Annotated in this window: 11 protein-coding genes and 1 pseudogene; 9 read left to right on the forward strand and 3 right to left on the reverse strand. The window is 70.7% G+C overall.

Annotation, left to right across the window (positions count from 1 at the left end):
* The 7 genes and pseudogenes from Q1K57_RS09150 to pknB all read left to right on the forward strand — a co-directional run.
* Positions 1–1,000 (forward strand): annotated as a pseudogene (locus Q1K57_RS09150) (malto-oligosyltrehalose trehalohydrolase); the annotation flags it as partial.
* Between the two features lie 104 nt (positions 1,001–1,104).
* A complete protein-coding gene (locus tag Q1K57_RS09155; RefSeq protein ID WP_300081325.1) occupies positions 1,105–1,812 on the forward strand; it encodes a DUF3662 and FHA domain-containing protein in 708 nt (235 codons plus the stop codon).
* Complete coding sequence (locus Q1K57_RS09160; protein ID WP_300081328.1) at positions 1,805–2,275, forward strand: FHA domain-containing protein; 471 nt, start codon at positions 1,805–1,807, stop codon at positions 2,273–2,275. Before Q1K57_RS09155 ends, Q1K57_RS09160 begins: the two co-directional genes overlap by 8 nt.
* A 3-nt stretch (positions 2,276–2,278) precedes the next feature.
* Complete coding sequence (locus tag Q1K57_RS09165; RefSeq protein WP_300081331.1) at positions 2,279–3,799, forward strand: protein phosphatase 2C domain-containing protein; 1,521 nt, start codon at positions 2,279–2,281, stop codon at positions 3,797–3,799.
* 1 nt (position 3,800) lies between these two features.
* On the forward strand, positions 3,801–5,294 hold the full coding sequence (locus tag Q1K57_RS09170; protein ID WP_300081334.1) for an FtsW/RodA/SpoVE family cell cycle protein: 1,494 nt from the start codon (positions 3,801–3,803) through the stop codon (positions 5,292–5,294).
* Complete coding sequence (locus tag Q1K57_RS09175) at positions 5,291–6,715, forward strand: penicillin-binding transpeptidase domain-containing protein (protein WP_300081337.1); 1,425 nt, start codon at positions 5,291–5,293, stop codon at positions 6,713–6,715. The genes Q1K57_RS09170 and Q1K57_RS09175 overlap by 4 nt, the downstream gene beginning before the upstream one ends.
* A complete protein-coding gene (gene pknB, locus Q1K57_RS09180; RefSeq protein WP_300081340.1) occupies positions 6,712–8,664 on the forward strand; it encodes a Stk1 family PASTA domain-containing Ser/Thr kinase in 1,953 nt (650 codons plus the stop codon). The genes Q1K57_RS09175 and pknB overlap by 4 nt, the downstream gene beginning before the upstream one ends.
* A gap of 15 nt (positions 8,665–8,679) precedes the next feature.
* Here pknB and Q1K57_RS09185 read toward each other — a convergent pair whose 3' ends face one another.
* Both Q1K57_RS09185 and Q1K57_RS09190 read right to left on the reverse strand, forming a co-directional pair.
* A complete protein-coding gene (locus Q1K57_RS09185) occupies positions 8,680–9,318 on the reverse strand; it encodes an aminodeoxychorismate/anthranilate synthase component II (protein ID WP_300081342.1) in 639 nt (212 codons plus the stop codon).
* A gap of 58 nt (positions 9,319–9,376) precedes the next feature.
* Positions 9,377–10,192 (reverse strand): DUF881 domain-containing protein, encoded by an 816-nt coding sequence (locus Q1K57_RS09190; RefSeq protein WP_300081345.1) that lies wholly within the window; start codon positions 10,190–10,192, stop codon positions 9,377–9,379.
* 134 nt (positions 10,193–10,326) lie between these two features.
* Here Q1K57_RS09190 and Q1K57_RS09195 point away from each other — a divergent pair, with 134 nt between their 5' ends.
* Entirely contained in the window at positions 10,327–10,629 is a 303-nt protein-coding gene (locus Q1K57_RS09195; RefSeq protein WP_300081348.1) for a cell division protein CrgA, read from the forward strand.
* Positions 10,630–10,728: 99 nt separating this feature from the next.
* The gene (gene acs, locus Q1K57_RS09200; RefSeq protein WP_300081350.1) at positions 10,729–12,618 is read left to right on the forward strand and encodes an acetate--CoA ligase; all 1,890 of its coding nucleotides are present in this window, start codon (positions 10,729–10,731) and stop codon (positions 12,616–12,618) included.
* Between the two features lie 22 nt (positions 12,619–12,640).
* Here acs and lysS read toward each other — a convergent pair.
* The coding region (lysS, locus tag Q1K57_RS09205) for a lysine--tRNA ligase (protein WP_300081353.1) at positions 12,641–14,089 on the reverse strand (1,449 nt) is incomplete at its 5' end.

Here is a 14,089-nt window from a genome sequence, read left to right on the forward strand (position 1 = left end):
GGACGCCCTCCGCCTCGACGCCGTCCACGCCCTCGTCGACGACTCGCACCGCCACCTGCTCGCCGAGCTGTCGGACGCCGTCGCCGCGCTGGCGGCCGAACAGGGCAGGCCGCTGGCGCTGATCGCCGAATCCAACCTCAACGATCCCCGCATGGTCACCCCCGTCGCGGAGGGCGGACTCGGCATGGACGGCCAGTGGGCCGACGACGTGCACCACGCTCTGCACAGCTGGCTCACCGGCGAGACGTTCGGCTATTACGTCGACTTCGGCTCCGCCGAGACCCTCGCGAAGGCCTTCACCGGCGTCTTCGTCCACGACGGCTCGTGGTCGACGTTCCGCGAGCAGCCGTGGGGCGCGCCCGTGCCGCCCGAGATCGAGCGCCGCCGCTTCGTCGTCTTCACCCAGAACCACGACCAGGTGGGCAACCGCGGCCTGGGGGACCGCCCCGATGCCCGCCTGCCTGACGGCGCGGTCGCGGGCGGGGCCGCCCTGCTGTTGCTGTCGCCCTTCACCCCGCTGCTGTTCCAGGGGCAGGAGTGGGGCACGCGGCGTCCGTTCCAGTTTTTCACCGACCACGAGGCCGACCTGGGCCGAGCGGTCACCGAGGGGCGGTTCCGAGAGTTCGCCGACCACGGGTGGGCGGCCCTCTACGGACCCGACGCCGCGATCCCCGACCCGCAATCCCCCACCACGGCGGCCGAGAGCACCCTCGACTGGGCCGAACCGGACGAGCCGGACCGGGCCGCCATGCTCACCTGGACACGCCGACTCATCGCCCTGCGCCGCGCGCACCTGATGGGCGTTCCGGACGCCGTCGCCGTCGACCACGGCGACGACTGGTTCCGGCTGCGGCACGGTCCGCTCACGGTCGTGACTGCCCCACGGCAAGGGGGAACTCTCCACCAGACGGGCGAACTCGTCGCCGCGTTCGGCGACGTGACCCACACCGGCGGCGTCCTGACCCTGGGGGACCACAGCGTCGCCGTCCTGCGCGCGTAGACTGGACTGCCTGTCCGCTGCGGGGAAGCGTCCCCCCTGTGGGTCGATCCGGACGGTACGATCGTGCGGACACCCCTGTGTCCGCGAACGGGAGGAGGTTGACCGTGGGCGTCTTCGACGACCTCGAGCGCAAGCTCGAAGGCGTGGTCAACGGTGCCTTCGCGCGCGCCTTCAAGGGCGACGTGCAGCCCGTCGAAATCACCGCCCGCCTGCAGCGCGAGCTCGATTCCGAGGCGCATCTGCTGTCCCGCGACCGGAAGTTGGTGCCCAACGATTTCACCGTCGGGCTCAGCAGCCACGACTACGACCGTCTCACCCCATACAGCCGCACGCTCAACGCCGAGATCATCCCGCAGCTGCGCGAGTACGCCGCGAACGCGGGCTACCTCTTCAACGGCCCGGTCACCATCGCTTACGAGCTGGACGCGTCCCTCCCCGTCGGGCGGTTCACCGTCGTGAGCCAGGCCGTGGCCGCCGCCGCGACCCCGGCGACGACGACGGCGATCCGCCGAGCCTCCCTCGTGCTCGAGGTCAACGGCATCCGTCACCCCTTGTCACCCCCCGGATTCACCATCGGCCGCGGCACGGACGCCGACGTGCGCATCAACGATCCCGGTGTGTCCCGGCTGCACGCTCGCGTCAGCGTCCACGACGACAGCGGCGACCCCCGCATCACCATCGAGGACATGGGCTCCACGAACGGCATCATCGTCGACGGCCGCCGCGTCCAGACCTCCCCGTTGCGCGACGGCTCCCGGGTGGAGCTCGGGAGCACGCGCATGCTCGTCCGGTCGCCGGTGAGTGATGTCTGAGCTCCTCGTCCTCGCGCTCAAGTTCGCCTTCCTCGGCCTGCTGTGGGTCTTCATCCTCTTCAGCGTCAATGTGATCCGCACCGACCTGTTCGGCCGGCGCGTGTCGGTCGTCGACGCTGCCCCGGCGCCCGCCGCACCCCGGCCCTCCCGCCGCGCCCAGCGGGCCGCCCGGCGCGTCCCGCGGATCCTACGCATCACGCAGGGCAAGCAGCTGGGCCTCACGATGGACCTCGGCGAGAGCCTCAAGATCGGCCGGTCGTCCGACTGCCAGCTGATTCTCGACGACGACTACGTCTCCACTCGGCATGCGCGGATCTACCGCACCGAGGCGGGCTACCTCATCGAGGATCTGGGGTCCACCAACGGCACGTACCTCAACGACGAGCGCCTCAGCGCGCCGGCGCCGTTCACCCCGTCGGACACGCTCCGCATCGGGCGCACGCTGCTGAAGGTCGAGGCCTGACGCATGTCCCTGTCGCTGGCGTACGACGCCCACACCGAGATCGGCCTCGTCCGCACCAACAACCAGGACTCGGCCTTCGTCAGCCCGCGCATGCTCATGGTGGCCGACGGCATGGGGGGCGCGGCGGCGGGCGACCTTGCCTCCGCGGTGGCCACGTGGGAGCTCGAGAAAACGGACGCCGACCTGGCGGCCCGCCTGGAGGCGGCCCGGGCCGAGCGGGAGGCGTCCCCCGACGCCGTTGCGCACGACGAGGACGCCGGCTCGCTCACCGATGTGCTGACCGTCATGGCGTCCACGCTGGCGCACGCCAACGAGAAGATCGTCGAGCTGGTCGAGGACGACCCGAGCCTGGCCGGCATGGGCACTACCGTGTGCGGCTTCGTGCTGCACGACGACCGGCTCGCCGTGGTCAACATCGGCGACTCGCGCGCCTACCTGGTGCGCGACGGGCAGTTGCACCGCGTCACCCGCGACCACAGTTGGGTGCAGACGCTCGTCGACGAGGGTCGCATCACCGAGGCCGAGGCGCTCGACCACCCCCACCGCCACCTCGTGCTGCGGGTGTTGAACGGCTCGAGCCAACACGAGCCCGATCTGGGCTGGCTCGACATCGCCGAGGGGGACCGACTGCTGGTCTGCTCCGACGGGCTGTGCGGCCTCGTCACCGACGCCGCCATCGCCGAGGTCGCGACCACGGGCGCCCCGCGCCCGGAGGTGATCGAGCAGCTCGTGGCGCTCGCCCACGCCGCGGGCGGCTACGACAACATCACGATGGTGCTGGCCGATGTCGTCGCGGACGCCCCCAGCGGCGTCACCGAGGCCATCGGCGCGGCCGCGATCGTCACCCTGCCGTCCGAGGCCGAGCGGACCATCACCCAGCTGCCCGTCGTCGCGCCCGACGCCGCCGCTGACGCCGCCGCCGACGACCGGGCGATGACGGAGGAGGAACGCTACGCGCTCCAGGGTCGCCGCGGCATGGCCACGCGCGTCAAGGTGCTGCTGCTCTTCCTCGTGCCCCTCCTCGCGCTCGTCGCCGGCGGGGGCGCCTGGTACGGCTACACGCAGACCCAGTTCTTCGTCGGACCCAACCACGCGAACGTGGCGGTCTACCGGGGCGTGCCCGACCAGGTGCTGGGGCTACCGCTGTCGACGCTGGTCGAGACCGACGAGACGCTCATCGAGAACCTGCCGCCCTACTACGCCGAACGCGTCCGGGGGAACATCCGCGTCGAGAGTCTCCAATCGGCCCGCACGACGGTCGTCGAGTTGCGGCAGAAAGCCGCCGAGTGCGTCGCCCAGCGGGAGGCCCGGGCGCGCGCGTCGGCGTCCCCCACCCCCGCGCCGGACGCGACCGGCTCACCGAGCCCGGATCCGGGTGCGCCCAGCCCGGGAGCCTCCGCACCGACGCCCGGCGCCACCCCGACGTGGCCCAGCCCGGCGCCCTCCGCGATGGAGACCGACACCTCGTTGTCCCCCACCCCGGGGGTGACCCCCACCTCTCCACCCGTCGGCCAGGAGTGCTGACATGAGCGAGATCGTCGTCCACCGCCGCCGCGGCATCACGTCGCTGCTCATGATGCTGTTCGCGCTCGCGCTGGGGGCGTCCGGCTACCTGCTGGTCGACCTCAACCAGTACGGCACCTTCCCGGCCGATTGGCAGATGACGAGCCCGTTCTCGTTGAGCGGCCCGTGGTACGTCGGCGTGGCGGCCTGGTTCGCGCTCGGCCTCGCGGCGTGGGGGGTCACGAAGTGGCGGCTGCCGTACGCCGACCCGCTGATCCTGCCCCTCGTCTTCCTGCTGTCGGGGGTCGGCATCTCGATGATCCACCGGCTCGACCAGGCCGACGGCTACCGCAGTGCGGAACTGCAGATGCTCTGGCTGTTCCTCGCGGTCACCGGCTACATCGTGGTCGTCGCGTGGCTCCGCGACCATCGCCGCCTGCAGCGCTACACCTACGTGTGGTTCCTGATCGGCCTCGTCCTCCTGCTGCTGCCGCTCGTTCCGGGCATCGGCCGGGAGAACTTCGGCGCCCGCATCTGGATCGAGCTGGGTCCGTTCAGCTTCCAGCCGTCGGAGTTGGCGAAGATCATCTTGTCGATCGCGTTCGCCGCCTATCTCGTCGAGAAGCGCGACGTGCTCGCACTGGCCGGCAGGCGGTTCCTAGGCGTCGATCTTCCGCGCGCCCGCGATCTCGGCCCGATCGCGGTCGTCTGGGCGGTCGCGCTCGTGGTGCTCGTGTTCCAGCGCGATCTCGGCACCACCGTGCTGTTCTTCGGCCTGTTCGTCATGATGCTCTACACCGCCACCGAGCGGGTGAGTTGGGCGATCCTGGGTTTCCTGCTCGTCCTCGTGCTGGGCTTCCTCGGCTACGAGATGTTCGACCACGTGCAGACCCGGTTCGAGTCGTGGCTCAACCCGTTCGCCGACTACGACCGCAACGGCCAGATCATCTCGGCCCAGTTCGGGTTCGCGTGGGGTGGCTTGTTCGGCACCGGCTGGGGCGATGGGCGTCCGTACCTCACGCCGCTCGCCAAGAACGACTTCATCGCGGCCGCGATCGGTGAGGAACTCGGCCTGTTCGGGCTCTGCGCCCTGGTGCTGCTGTTCGCGATCATGGTGGCGCGGATGCTGCGCGCTGCGCTGGCGTGCTCGGAGCCGTTCGGCAAACTACTGGCCGCAGGCATCGGGTTTGTGTTCGCGCTGCAGGTGTTCGCGATCATCGGCGGCGTCACCCGCCTGCTGCCCCTCACGGGCTTGACGACGCCGTTCGTCTCCCAGGGCGGCAGCTCGCTGGCCGCCAACTTCCTCCTCGCCGGGCTGATGCTCACGATCACCCATCAGGCGCGGCGTCCCCGCGCCGAGGGCCAGGTGACCGGCGAGTACGTGTCGCTGTCGGCCGACCCGACGCAGGCCATGCCGGCCGTCTCCGCCACGACGCCGCGGCCCGATCCGGCGGCGTTCGGCGCGACCCCACCCACTCCGCCCTCGCCCCCACGCCCCGAGCGAGGTGACGCATGAACGGCCCGATCCGGCGCGTGTCCGTGGTCGTCCTGGTGATGTTCCTCGCCCTCATGGCGAACGCCACGTTCGGCTACGTGTTCCGGACGCCGACGCTGGCGGCCGATCCGGCCAACCGCCGCGTCCGCGACGCCGCTTTCGGCACCGACCGCGGCGACATCCTCGTGGGCAACACCGCCGTCGTCACCAGCGTCCCGGTGGACGACCGCTACGGCTACCAACGCACCTACGCCGACGGCGCGCTGTACGCCCCCGTGACCGGTTACTACTCGTTCCTGTACGGCGGGTCCGGGCTGGAGCAGTACTACAACGCGCAACTGTCGGGCACGTCCGACGCCCAGTTCCTCGACCGGCTCGTCGACCTCGCCTCGGGCCGGCGCCCCGAGGGGGCCACCCTCGAGACCACCTTGGACGCCGCCGCGCAAGCTGCGGCCGCCGAGGCTCTCGGCGACCGGCCCGGAGCCGTCGTCGCCCTCGACTACACCACCGGCGCGGTGAAGGCGCTCGTCACATCGCCCAGTTACGACCCCGGACAACTCGCCACCCACGACCTCGACGCCTCGCAGGCCGCCTGGGACGCGCTCACCGCCGACACCGCCAAGCCGCTGTCGAACCGGGCGGTGCGCGAGATCTATCCGCCCGGGTCGACGTTCAAGCTGGTCGTGTCGGCGGCCGCCCTCGAGGCGGGTTGGACGGCCGACACCATGGTCGACTCGCCGGGCAGCGTCCAGCTGCCCGGCTCGACCGCCCAGCTCGCGAACGCGGGCAGTTGCGGCGGCGACCGGATCACGCTCAAGCAGGCGCTCACCGTGTCCTGCAACACGGCGTTCGCCAACATCGGCGCCTCGTTGGGCGACGACGCGCTGCGCACTCAGGCCCAGAAGTTCGGCTTCGGCTCGCGGCAACTGCCCGAGCTGAGCGGCGTGGCGTCCCGCTTCCCCGAGAACCCCGACGCCGCGCAGACGATGATGAGCTCCATCGGCGCGTTCGACGTTGCCGCCTCCCCGCTGCAGATGGCGATGGTGGCGGGAGCGATCGCGAACCGGGGCGTCGTGATGGAGCCCTACCTGGTGTCGAGCGTGCGCGGCGCCGACCTGAATGTGGTCAGCCAGCACACGCCCAACCAGCTGTCGGTGGCGCTGAGTTCGAGCAACGCCGCCGTCCTGCAGGACATGATGGTGAGTGTGGTTCAGGATGGAACGGGTCGTCGGGCCCAGATCAGCGGCGTTCGCGTCGGGGGGAAGACAGGCACCGCCGTCACCGACGGGCGCACCCCCTACGCTTGGTTCGTTGCCTGGGCCGACAACCCGACGGTCGCGGTGGCGGTGTTCGTGCAGGACGCCGGTGTCGATGGCAGCGATGTGTCCGGTGGAAGGTATGCCGCTCCGGTGGCCCGAGCAGTGATCGAGTCGATGCGATGACAGACGAACACACGCCACGCAGGGCGCGGTCGTCCTGGGATGACGCCCCCGACGATCCGGACGCGACCCGCGCCGACAACTCTCTCGCCGAGGCCTCCACCGGCTCGATGGCCGCCACCCGCCCCTACGAGGCGCAGCCCGACGATCAGGGGCCACGGGTTCTGGGTGGCCGCTACGAGATGGGGCGCGTCATCGGCCGCGGCGGCATGGCCGTGGTGAGCCAGGCCCGCGACCTGCGTCTCGGGCGCGACGTGGCCGTCAAGGAGCTCCGCATCGACCTCGCCAGCGACCCCACCTTCCAGGCGCGGTTCCGCCGCGAGGCGCAGGCCTCGGCGGGGCTCAACCACCCGAACATCGTGTCGGTCTACGACACCGGCGAGGAGGAGGATCCCCGCTCGGGCGTGGGCGTCCCCTACATCGTGATGGAGCTCATCGGCGGCCGGACGTTGCGCGACGTGCTGCGCGAAGGGCGTCCGATCCTGCCGCGGCGGGCACTCGAGTTCACCCAAGGGGTGCTGGACGCCCTCAGCTACAGCCACAAGGCGGGCATCGTCCACCGCGACATCAAGCCGGCGAACGTGATGCTCACCCCGGCCGGCTCGATCAAGGTGATGGACTTCGGCATCGCCCGCGCCGTCTCCGACACGTCGGCCACGATGACGCAGACGGCTGCCGTCATCGGAACCGCCCAGTACCTGTCGCCGGAACAGGCGCGCGGCGAGACGGTGGACGCCCGCTCCGACATCTACTCGGCCGGCTGTCTCATGTACGAACTCCTCGTCGGACGCCCCCCGTTCCAGGGGGACTCGCCCGTCTCGGTGGCGTATCAGCATGTGCGCGAGGCTCCGGTGCCCCCGTCGCAGCTCGACGGCGAGATCACGGCAGCCATGGACGCCGTCGTGCTGCGCGCGCTCGCGAAGGATCCCGACGCCCGCTACCAGACGGCCGGCGAGATGCGCGATGACATCGGCCGCATCCTCGGCGGCCAACGCGTGCGGGCCACCCTGCCGCCGCCGGTCCCGCCCTTGGTGGCCCCGGCCGCGGCCGCCGCAACCACGCAGGTGCTGTCCGAAGGCTCGGCCGCCACCATGGGCGGCACGCTGGCAACTGGCAGCATGACGCCCGCCGCCGTGGAGGAGCCGCCGCGCAAGCGCCACACCCTCGCCTGGACCATGGGCATCGGGCTGCTGCTGATCGCCGTCGTGGCGCTCGCGACGGTCTTCTGGCCGCGCGAACCCCCCGGGCCCACGATGGTGACCGTGCCCGCCGGCCTGGTCGGCCAGCAGCAGGCGGCAGCCGAGGCGAACGTGCGCCAAGCCAAGCTCCGACCGGTCGTGACGACCGTGAATGGCCCCGACAACAGCACGGTCGGCACCGTCACGAACACGGACCCGCAGGGCGGCGTCGAGGTGCCCGAAGACTCCCCGGTCACCCTCACCGTCAACATCGGGCCGCAGAAACAGAAGATCCCGACAGACCTGGAGGGTCTGACGTTCGACGCGGCCAAGCAGCGGCTGGCCGACGCGGGCTTCACGAACGTGACCTCCGCACCGGCGGCGTCCGAGGACATGACGGCCGAGCCCAACACGGTCGTCTCGGTGAATCCGCCGGCGGACCAGGAGGTGGCCGTCGGCACCCTGATCACGCTGACCATCACGACCGGGCAATCGGTGGTGCCCGACCTGCGCGGCATGACGCCCGCCGACGCCGAGAAGTACGCCCGCGAGACCTACGGGTTCACCAACGTCGTCACCGAGTACGCGCAGTCAACGGCCGCGAACGTCGGGTTCGTGTTCCAGACCCGCCCCGGTGAGGGCACCAAACTGCTGCGCACCGACCCGCTGACGCTCATTGTCGGCCAGGAACCCACGGCGAGCCCGACCCCCTCGGAGACCCCACCATCGACAACGTCCCCCACGACCGACCCGACCGGCGAGCCGACGCCCTGAGCCGCGCCGGGCGGCTCAGCCGATCTGCACGGCCATGAGCGGGGCGAGCCCCTCGGCGCGCCGGGGAGCGTCCGCGTCGCCGCACGTCACGAGCCAGTTGGCGAGCATCTGGTAGCCGCCCTCGGTGAGCACCGACTCGGGGTGGAACTGGACGCTCTCGACCGGCAGCGAACGATGCCGCACGGCCATGATCACGCCGGAGTCGGTCCACGCCGAGACCTCGAGCTCGGCGGGCACCGTGTCGGGTTCGATGGCCAGCGAGTGGTAGCGGGTGGCCGTCAGGGGCGAGGGCAGCCCGGCGAACACGCCGCGGCCGTCGTGGTGGACGGGCGACGTCTTGCCATGCAGCAGTTCGGGGGCCCGATCGACGACGCCGCCGTACGCGACGCCGATCGACTGCAGGCCGAGGCACACACCGAAGATCGGGACGCGGCCCGCCTGCCCGCGCACGACGTCGATGCAGACGCCGGCGTCCTCGGGAGTGCCCGGCCCGGGTGACAGCAGGACACCGTCGAAGCCGTCGACCCAACCGTCCGCGCCGAACCGCGGGTCGTCGTTGCGCCACACCCCCACCTCGGCCCCGATCTGGGCGAGGTAGCTGACGATGTTGTAGACGAACGAGTCGTAGTTGTCGACGACGAGGATCCTGGCCACGCGCCCATTCTCCCCCACGCGCCCGACCGGCGCCCCCGGCGTCCGCCCCACCGGGGCGTCAGCGGACGATGCGCGCGCGCTCGAACGCCGAGGGACCGTCGTAGGCGGGCATCGTCACGTCCGCCGCCCGCTGCACGGCGTAGCCGAGCCGGTAGGCGTCCACGTACTCGCGGTAGATGTTCATGTAGGGCGAGTCGGCGAGTGCCTTCTCGAGGCGCGCCTGGTCGCCGATGGCCGTGATGACGTAGGGCGGCGCGTAGGGGACGCCGTGCAGCACCACGGTGTTGCCCACGCACTTGATGCCGGTGCGCGACGACACCCGCTGGCCCTGGATCGTCATCGCCTCGGCGCCACCGCGCCACAGGGCGTTCGCGACGGCCTGGATGTCCTGCTGGTGGACGACGAGCAGGTCGGCGTCCACACCGGCGGGCTGCACGGAGGCGGGGGCATCGGTGAGGGTGACGCTCACTGCCGGGCCGGCGACAGGGACGGACGCCGCCTGCTCGGCCGCCTGCTCGAGAGCCTCGGCGGCGGGGCCGGCGCCGACAGCATCTCTGCGCCGCGTCAGTTCGTCGACCTGGGCGCGCAGATCGGAGGCCTGCCGGGCCAGGTCGGCCGCCCGGTCGGCCTCGGACTGGACGAGTTGCGACAGCTCAGTGGTCCGGTCGGGGCGCAGGTCGTTGCCGCGGGAGGCCAGCGCCGAGATGGCCATCATGAAGCCTGCGACGACGAGCGTGAGGACGGTCAGCAGGCGCAGCGGCGACGCCGTGAGCCGGAAGCGGTGCCCGGCCGCGCGCAGATTGGCGCGGGCCCGCTCGACCGCCGGCGCGCGCTCGGGCAGCGCACGGCGCGGGGCGGAGTCCTCGGGAACCATGGGGCCAGCGTAGACGGCCCCGGTCGTCCGCCCGGCCCGGCGGGCTCGGGGGGCCCGGCCCGGGCGGGCGGGAGGGTGCGGTGCGGCGTCCGGTAGTCTGAGACAGTCCCAGTCCAAGCGAGCAGGAGTAAGCGGTGCCGGAGTCCAAGAGCCGTGCGTCGGCCGACGCGAAGAAGAAGAACGCGCGCAAGGCGTCCGCGGCGAAGGCGCAGGCCGAGAACAAGAAGAAGCAGGTCGCGCTCACCGACGCGCGCGGCTGGGTGGCCCCCACCTTCATCACGCTCATGCTGCTCGGCGTCCTGTGGATCGTCGTGTGGTACCTGACGGCCACCACCGGCATCGCCGTTCCCGTCATGAGCGAGATCGGCAACTGGAACCTGCTCATCGGCATGGGCCTGATGGCGGCCTCCTTCGGCGTCGCGACGCTCTGGAAGTAGCCCGGACCGCACGGGAGCTTCACCGGCGCCCTGCCCTTTTTTAGGGTGGGCCGGACCGGGCGCACCTCCCGGCGCGCCCCCGGCCCGACGGAGGGACCCATGGCTGAACTCGAAGGCGACGTCTTCTACCCGGACCGCTCCATCGCGGCGACGGCGCACGTGCCCGACGCGGACGCCCTCCGCGAGGCCGCCCTGGCCGACCCGACAGCCTTCTGGGCCGACATGGCCGACGAGCTGGAGTGGTTCGAGCCGTGGGATCAGGTGGTCGACGGCAGCGACGCCCCCTTCTACAAGTGGTTCACGGGGGCGCGCTGCAACATCGTCCACAACTGCCTCGACCGGCACCTGACCGGCCCGAACAAGAACAAGCTGGCCCTCATCTGGCAGAGCGAGGACGGCTCGGAACACCGCACGTTCAGCTACCACTCGCTGAATCGGCAGGTGACGCAGATGGCGAACGTCATCAAGAGCATGGGCGTGGCGAAGGGCGACCGGGTGACCATCTACCTGCCCCGGATCCCCGAGGTGTTCTTCGCCATGCTGGCCTGCGCGAAGATCGGCGCGGTGCACTCGGTGATCTTCGCAGGCTTCTCGGCGGACGCGCTGGCCTCCCGGATCGACGATTCGACCTCGAAGCTGGTCATCACGGCGGACGGTTCGTTCGTCAACGGGTCGGTGTTCCCACTGAAGGACATCGTGGACGAGGCGGTCCGCTACTCACCGACGGTCGAGAACGTGGTCGTCGTGAGGCGGGCCGGCAACGCCGTGAAGATGGACGCCCTGCGCGACCACTGGTACCACGACCTGCTCGCCCTCCCCATCGCGAAGGGCAAGTGCCCGACCGAGTCGATGGACTCCGAGGACCCGCTGTACATCCTCTACACCTCGGGTTCGACGGGGAAGCCGAAGGCGATCCTGCACACGCACGGCGGCTACATGGTGGGCACCTACACGACACTGAAGTACACGTTCGACATCCGGCCCGAGGACCGGTGGTGGTGCACGGCCGACCCGGGCTGGGTGACGGGCCACTCGTACCTCGTGTACGGCCCCCTGCTGTGCGGGGCGACGGTCTTCATGTTCGAGGGCGGACCGACCTACCCCTACCCAAACCGCTGGTGGCAGCTCATCGAGTACTACGGCATCACCGGTTTCTACACGGCGCCGACCGCCATCCGGTCGCTCATGCGCTTCGGCGAGGCGTGGCCCAACCGCCACGACCTGAGCTCGCTGCGGCTGCTCGGGTCGGTGGGCGAGCCGATCAACCCGGAGGCGTGGCACTGGTTCCAGAGGGTGATCGGGCGCGGCGAACTCCCCATCATGGACACGTGGTGGCAGACCGAGACGGGCATGTTCCAGATCACCCAGGTGCCCGGCGAGCCACAGAAGCCGGGGTCGGGCGGCAAGCCGTTCTTCGGCCAGGACGTGGCGATCCTGGACGCCGACGGCAACGAGGTGCCCGACGGTGAGGAAGGCTTCCTCGTCCTGAAGAATCCGTGGCCGGCGATGCTGCGCACCCTGTACGGGGACGACCAGCGGTACGTGGATACGTACTGGTCGAAGTACCCCGGCGTGTATCTCGCGGGCGATTCCGCGCGCAAGGACGCCGACGGCTACGTGTGGATCATCGGCCGCACCGACGACGTCATCAAGGTGTCGGGGCACCGGCTGGGGACGGCGGAGGTGGAGTCGGCGCTGGTGTCGCACCCGTCGGTGTCCGAGGCGGCCGCCATCGGCCTGCCGCACGAGGTGAAGGGCAATGCCATCCACGCCTATGTGGTGCTGACGCGCGGGGTGGAGGGCTCGCAGGCACTGGCCGAGGAGTTGCGCGCGCACGTGGCGCAGCACCTGTCCCCCATCGCGAAGCCCGACGCCATCGACTTCGTCGACAAGCTGCCGAAGACGCGATCGGGCAAGATCATGCGCCGCGTCCTCAAGGCGCGGGCGCAGGGCCTGGACGAGGGTGACCTGACGACCTTGGAGGACTGACGGCCGGGGCGGCGTCCGTCCCTCACCCCTGCGGCTTGAGCAGGGGGAACAGGATCGTCTCCCGGATGCCCTTGCCGGTGAACAGCATGATGAGCCGGTCGATGCCGAGGCCCAGCCCGCCCATGGGCGGTGCGCCGAACTCGAGCGCGTTGAGGAAGTCCTCGTCGAGCTGCATGGCTTCCGGGTCGCCGCCGGCCGCCAGCAGCGACTGCTCGGTGAAGCGTTCGCGCTGGATCACCGGATCGATCAGTTCGCTGAACCCCGTGCCGCGCTCCATCCCGCCGATGATGAGGTCCCACGCCTCGATCAGTCCGGGCTCCGAACGGTGCGGCCGGGCGAGCGGCTGCGCGATCGCCGGATAGTCGCACACGAACGTCGGCTGCAGCAGCCCGGGCTCCACGAGTTCGCCGAACAGTTCCACGGCCAGCTTGTCGGTGGCCCACTTCGGGTCGTACTCGACGCCGTGGGCGTCCGCTACGCCGCGCAGCACCTCGACCGGCGTCTCCAGCGACACCTCCTGGCCGAGCTTCTCGCTCAGGCCCTCGAACAACGGCAGCCAGCGCCATTCGCCGTCCAGGTCGATGACGCCCGCCTCGGTCTCGATCTGCCTTGTCCCGAACACGTCGGCGGCGTCCACGATGACCTGCTGGAGGGTCGCGGCGATGCCGCGCTGGTCGGTCCAGCTCTGGTAGCACTCGAGCATGGTGAACTCGGCCGAGTGCGAGCTGTCGATGCCCTCGTTGCGGAAGATGCGGCCCATCTCGTAGACGCGGTCGGTGCCGCCCACCATGGCCCGCTTGAGGTTCAGCTCAAGCGCGATCCGCATCGTCATGTCGATGTCGAACGCGTTGATGTGGGTGGTGAAGGGCCGGGCCGCCGCGCCGCCGTGGATCAGCTGCAGGATGGGTGTCTCCACCTCGATGAAGCCGAGCCGGTGCATCGTCTCCCGGATCGAGCGGGTCACCGCCGCCCGCGTCCGAACCATCGCGCGCGCCTCCTCGCGCACCACGAGGTCGGCGTATCGCTGCCGCACCCGCGCCTCCTCCGACAACTCCTTGTGCAGGGTCGGCATGGGCCGCAACGCCTTGGACGCCAGTTTCCAGCCGGTCGCCATGACGCTCAGTTCGCCGCGTCTGGAGGAGATGACGCGCCCCGTCACGGAGACGAAGTCACCGAGGTCGATGTCGGCCTTCCACGCGTCGAGCGACTCCTGGCCCACCTCGGCCAGCGACAGCATCACCTGGAGGCGGTCACCGTCGGCGTCCGGGGTGAACTGGTCGGCGAGCGTGGCGAAGCACAGCTTGCCGGTGTTGCGCTGGAAGATGACCCGGCCCGCGACGCTGACGACGTCGTTCGTCTCGTCGCCCGCCGTCAGGTGCCCCCACTGTTCCCGGACGGCCGCCAGCGCGTGGGTCCGAGGGACGTCCACCGGGTAGGCCTCGCCGCCGGCGGCGATGATGCGGGCCCGCTT

The sequence above is a fragment of the Propioniciclava sp. genome (assembly GCF_029977985.1).
Taxonomy (GTDB): domain Bacteria; phylum Actinomycetota; class Actinomycetes; order Propionibacteriales; family Propionibacteriaceae; genus Propioniciclava.

What these genes read in the sequence shown, in the direction of transcription:
- Q1K57_RS09160 (WP_300081328.1), top strand. Translation starts at nt 1,805, where the DNA reads ATGTCTGAGCTCCTCGTCCTCGCGCTCAAGTTCGCCTTCCTCGGCCTG.
- Q1K57_RS09165 (WP_300081331.1), top strand. Translation starts at nt 2,279, where the DNA reads ATGTCCCTGTCGCTGGCGTACGACGCCCACACCGAGATCGGCCTCGTC.
- Q1K57_RS09170 (WP_300081334.1), top strand. Translation starts at nt 3,801, where the DNA reads ATGAGCGAGATCGTCGTCCACCGCCGCCGCGGCATCACGTCGCTGCTC.
- Q1K57_RS09175 (WP_300081337.1), top strand. Translation starts at nt 5,291, where the DNA reads ATGAACGGCCCGATCCGGCGCGTGTCCGTGGTCGTCCTGGTGATGTTC.
- pknB (WP_300081340.1), top strand. Translation starts at nt 6,712, where the DNA reads ATGACAGACGAACACACGCCACGCAGGGCGCGGTCGTCCTGGGATGAC.
- Q1K57_RS09190 (WP_300081345.1), bottom strand. Translation starts at nt 10,192, where the DNA reads ATGGTTCCCGAGGACTCCGCCCCGCGCCGTGCGCTGCCCGAGCGCGCG.
- acs (WP_300081350.1), top strand. Translation starts at nt 10,729, where the DNA reads ATGGCTGAACTCGAAGGCGACGTCTTCTACCCGGACCGCTCCATCGCG.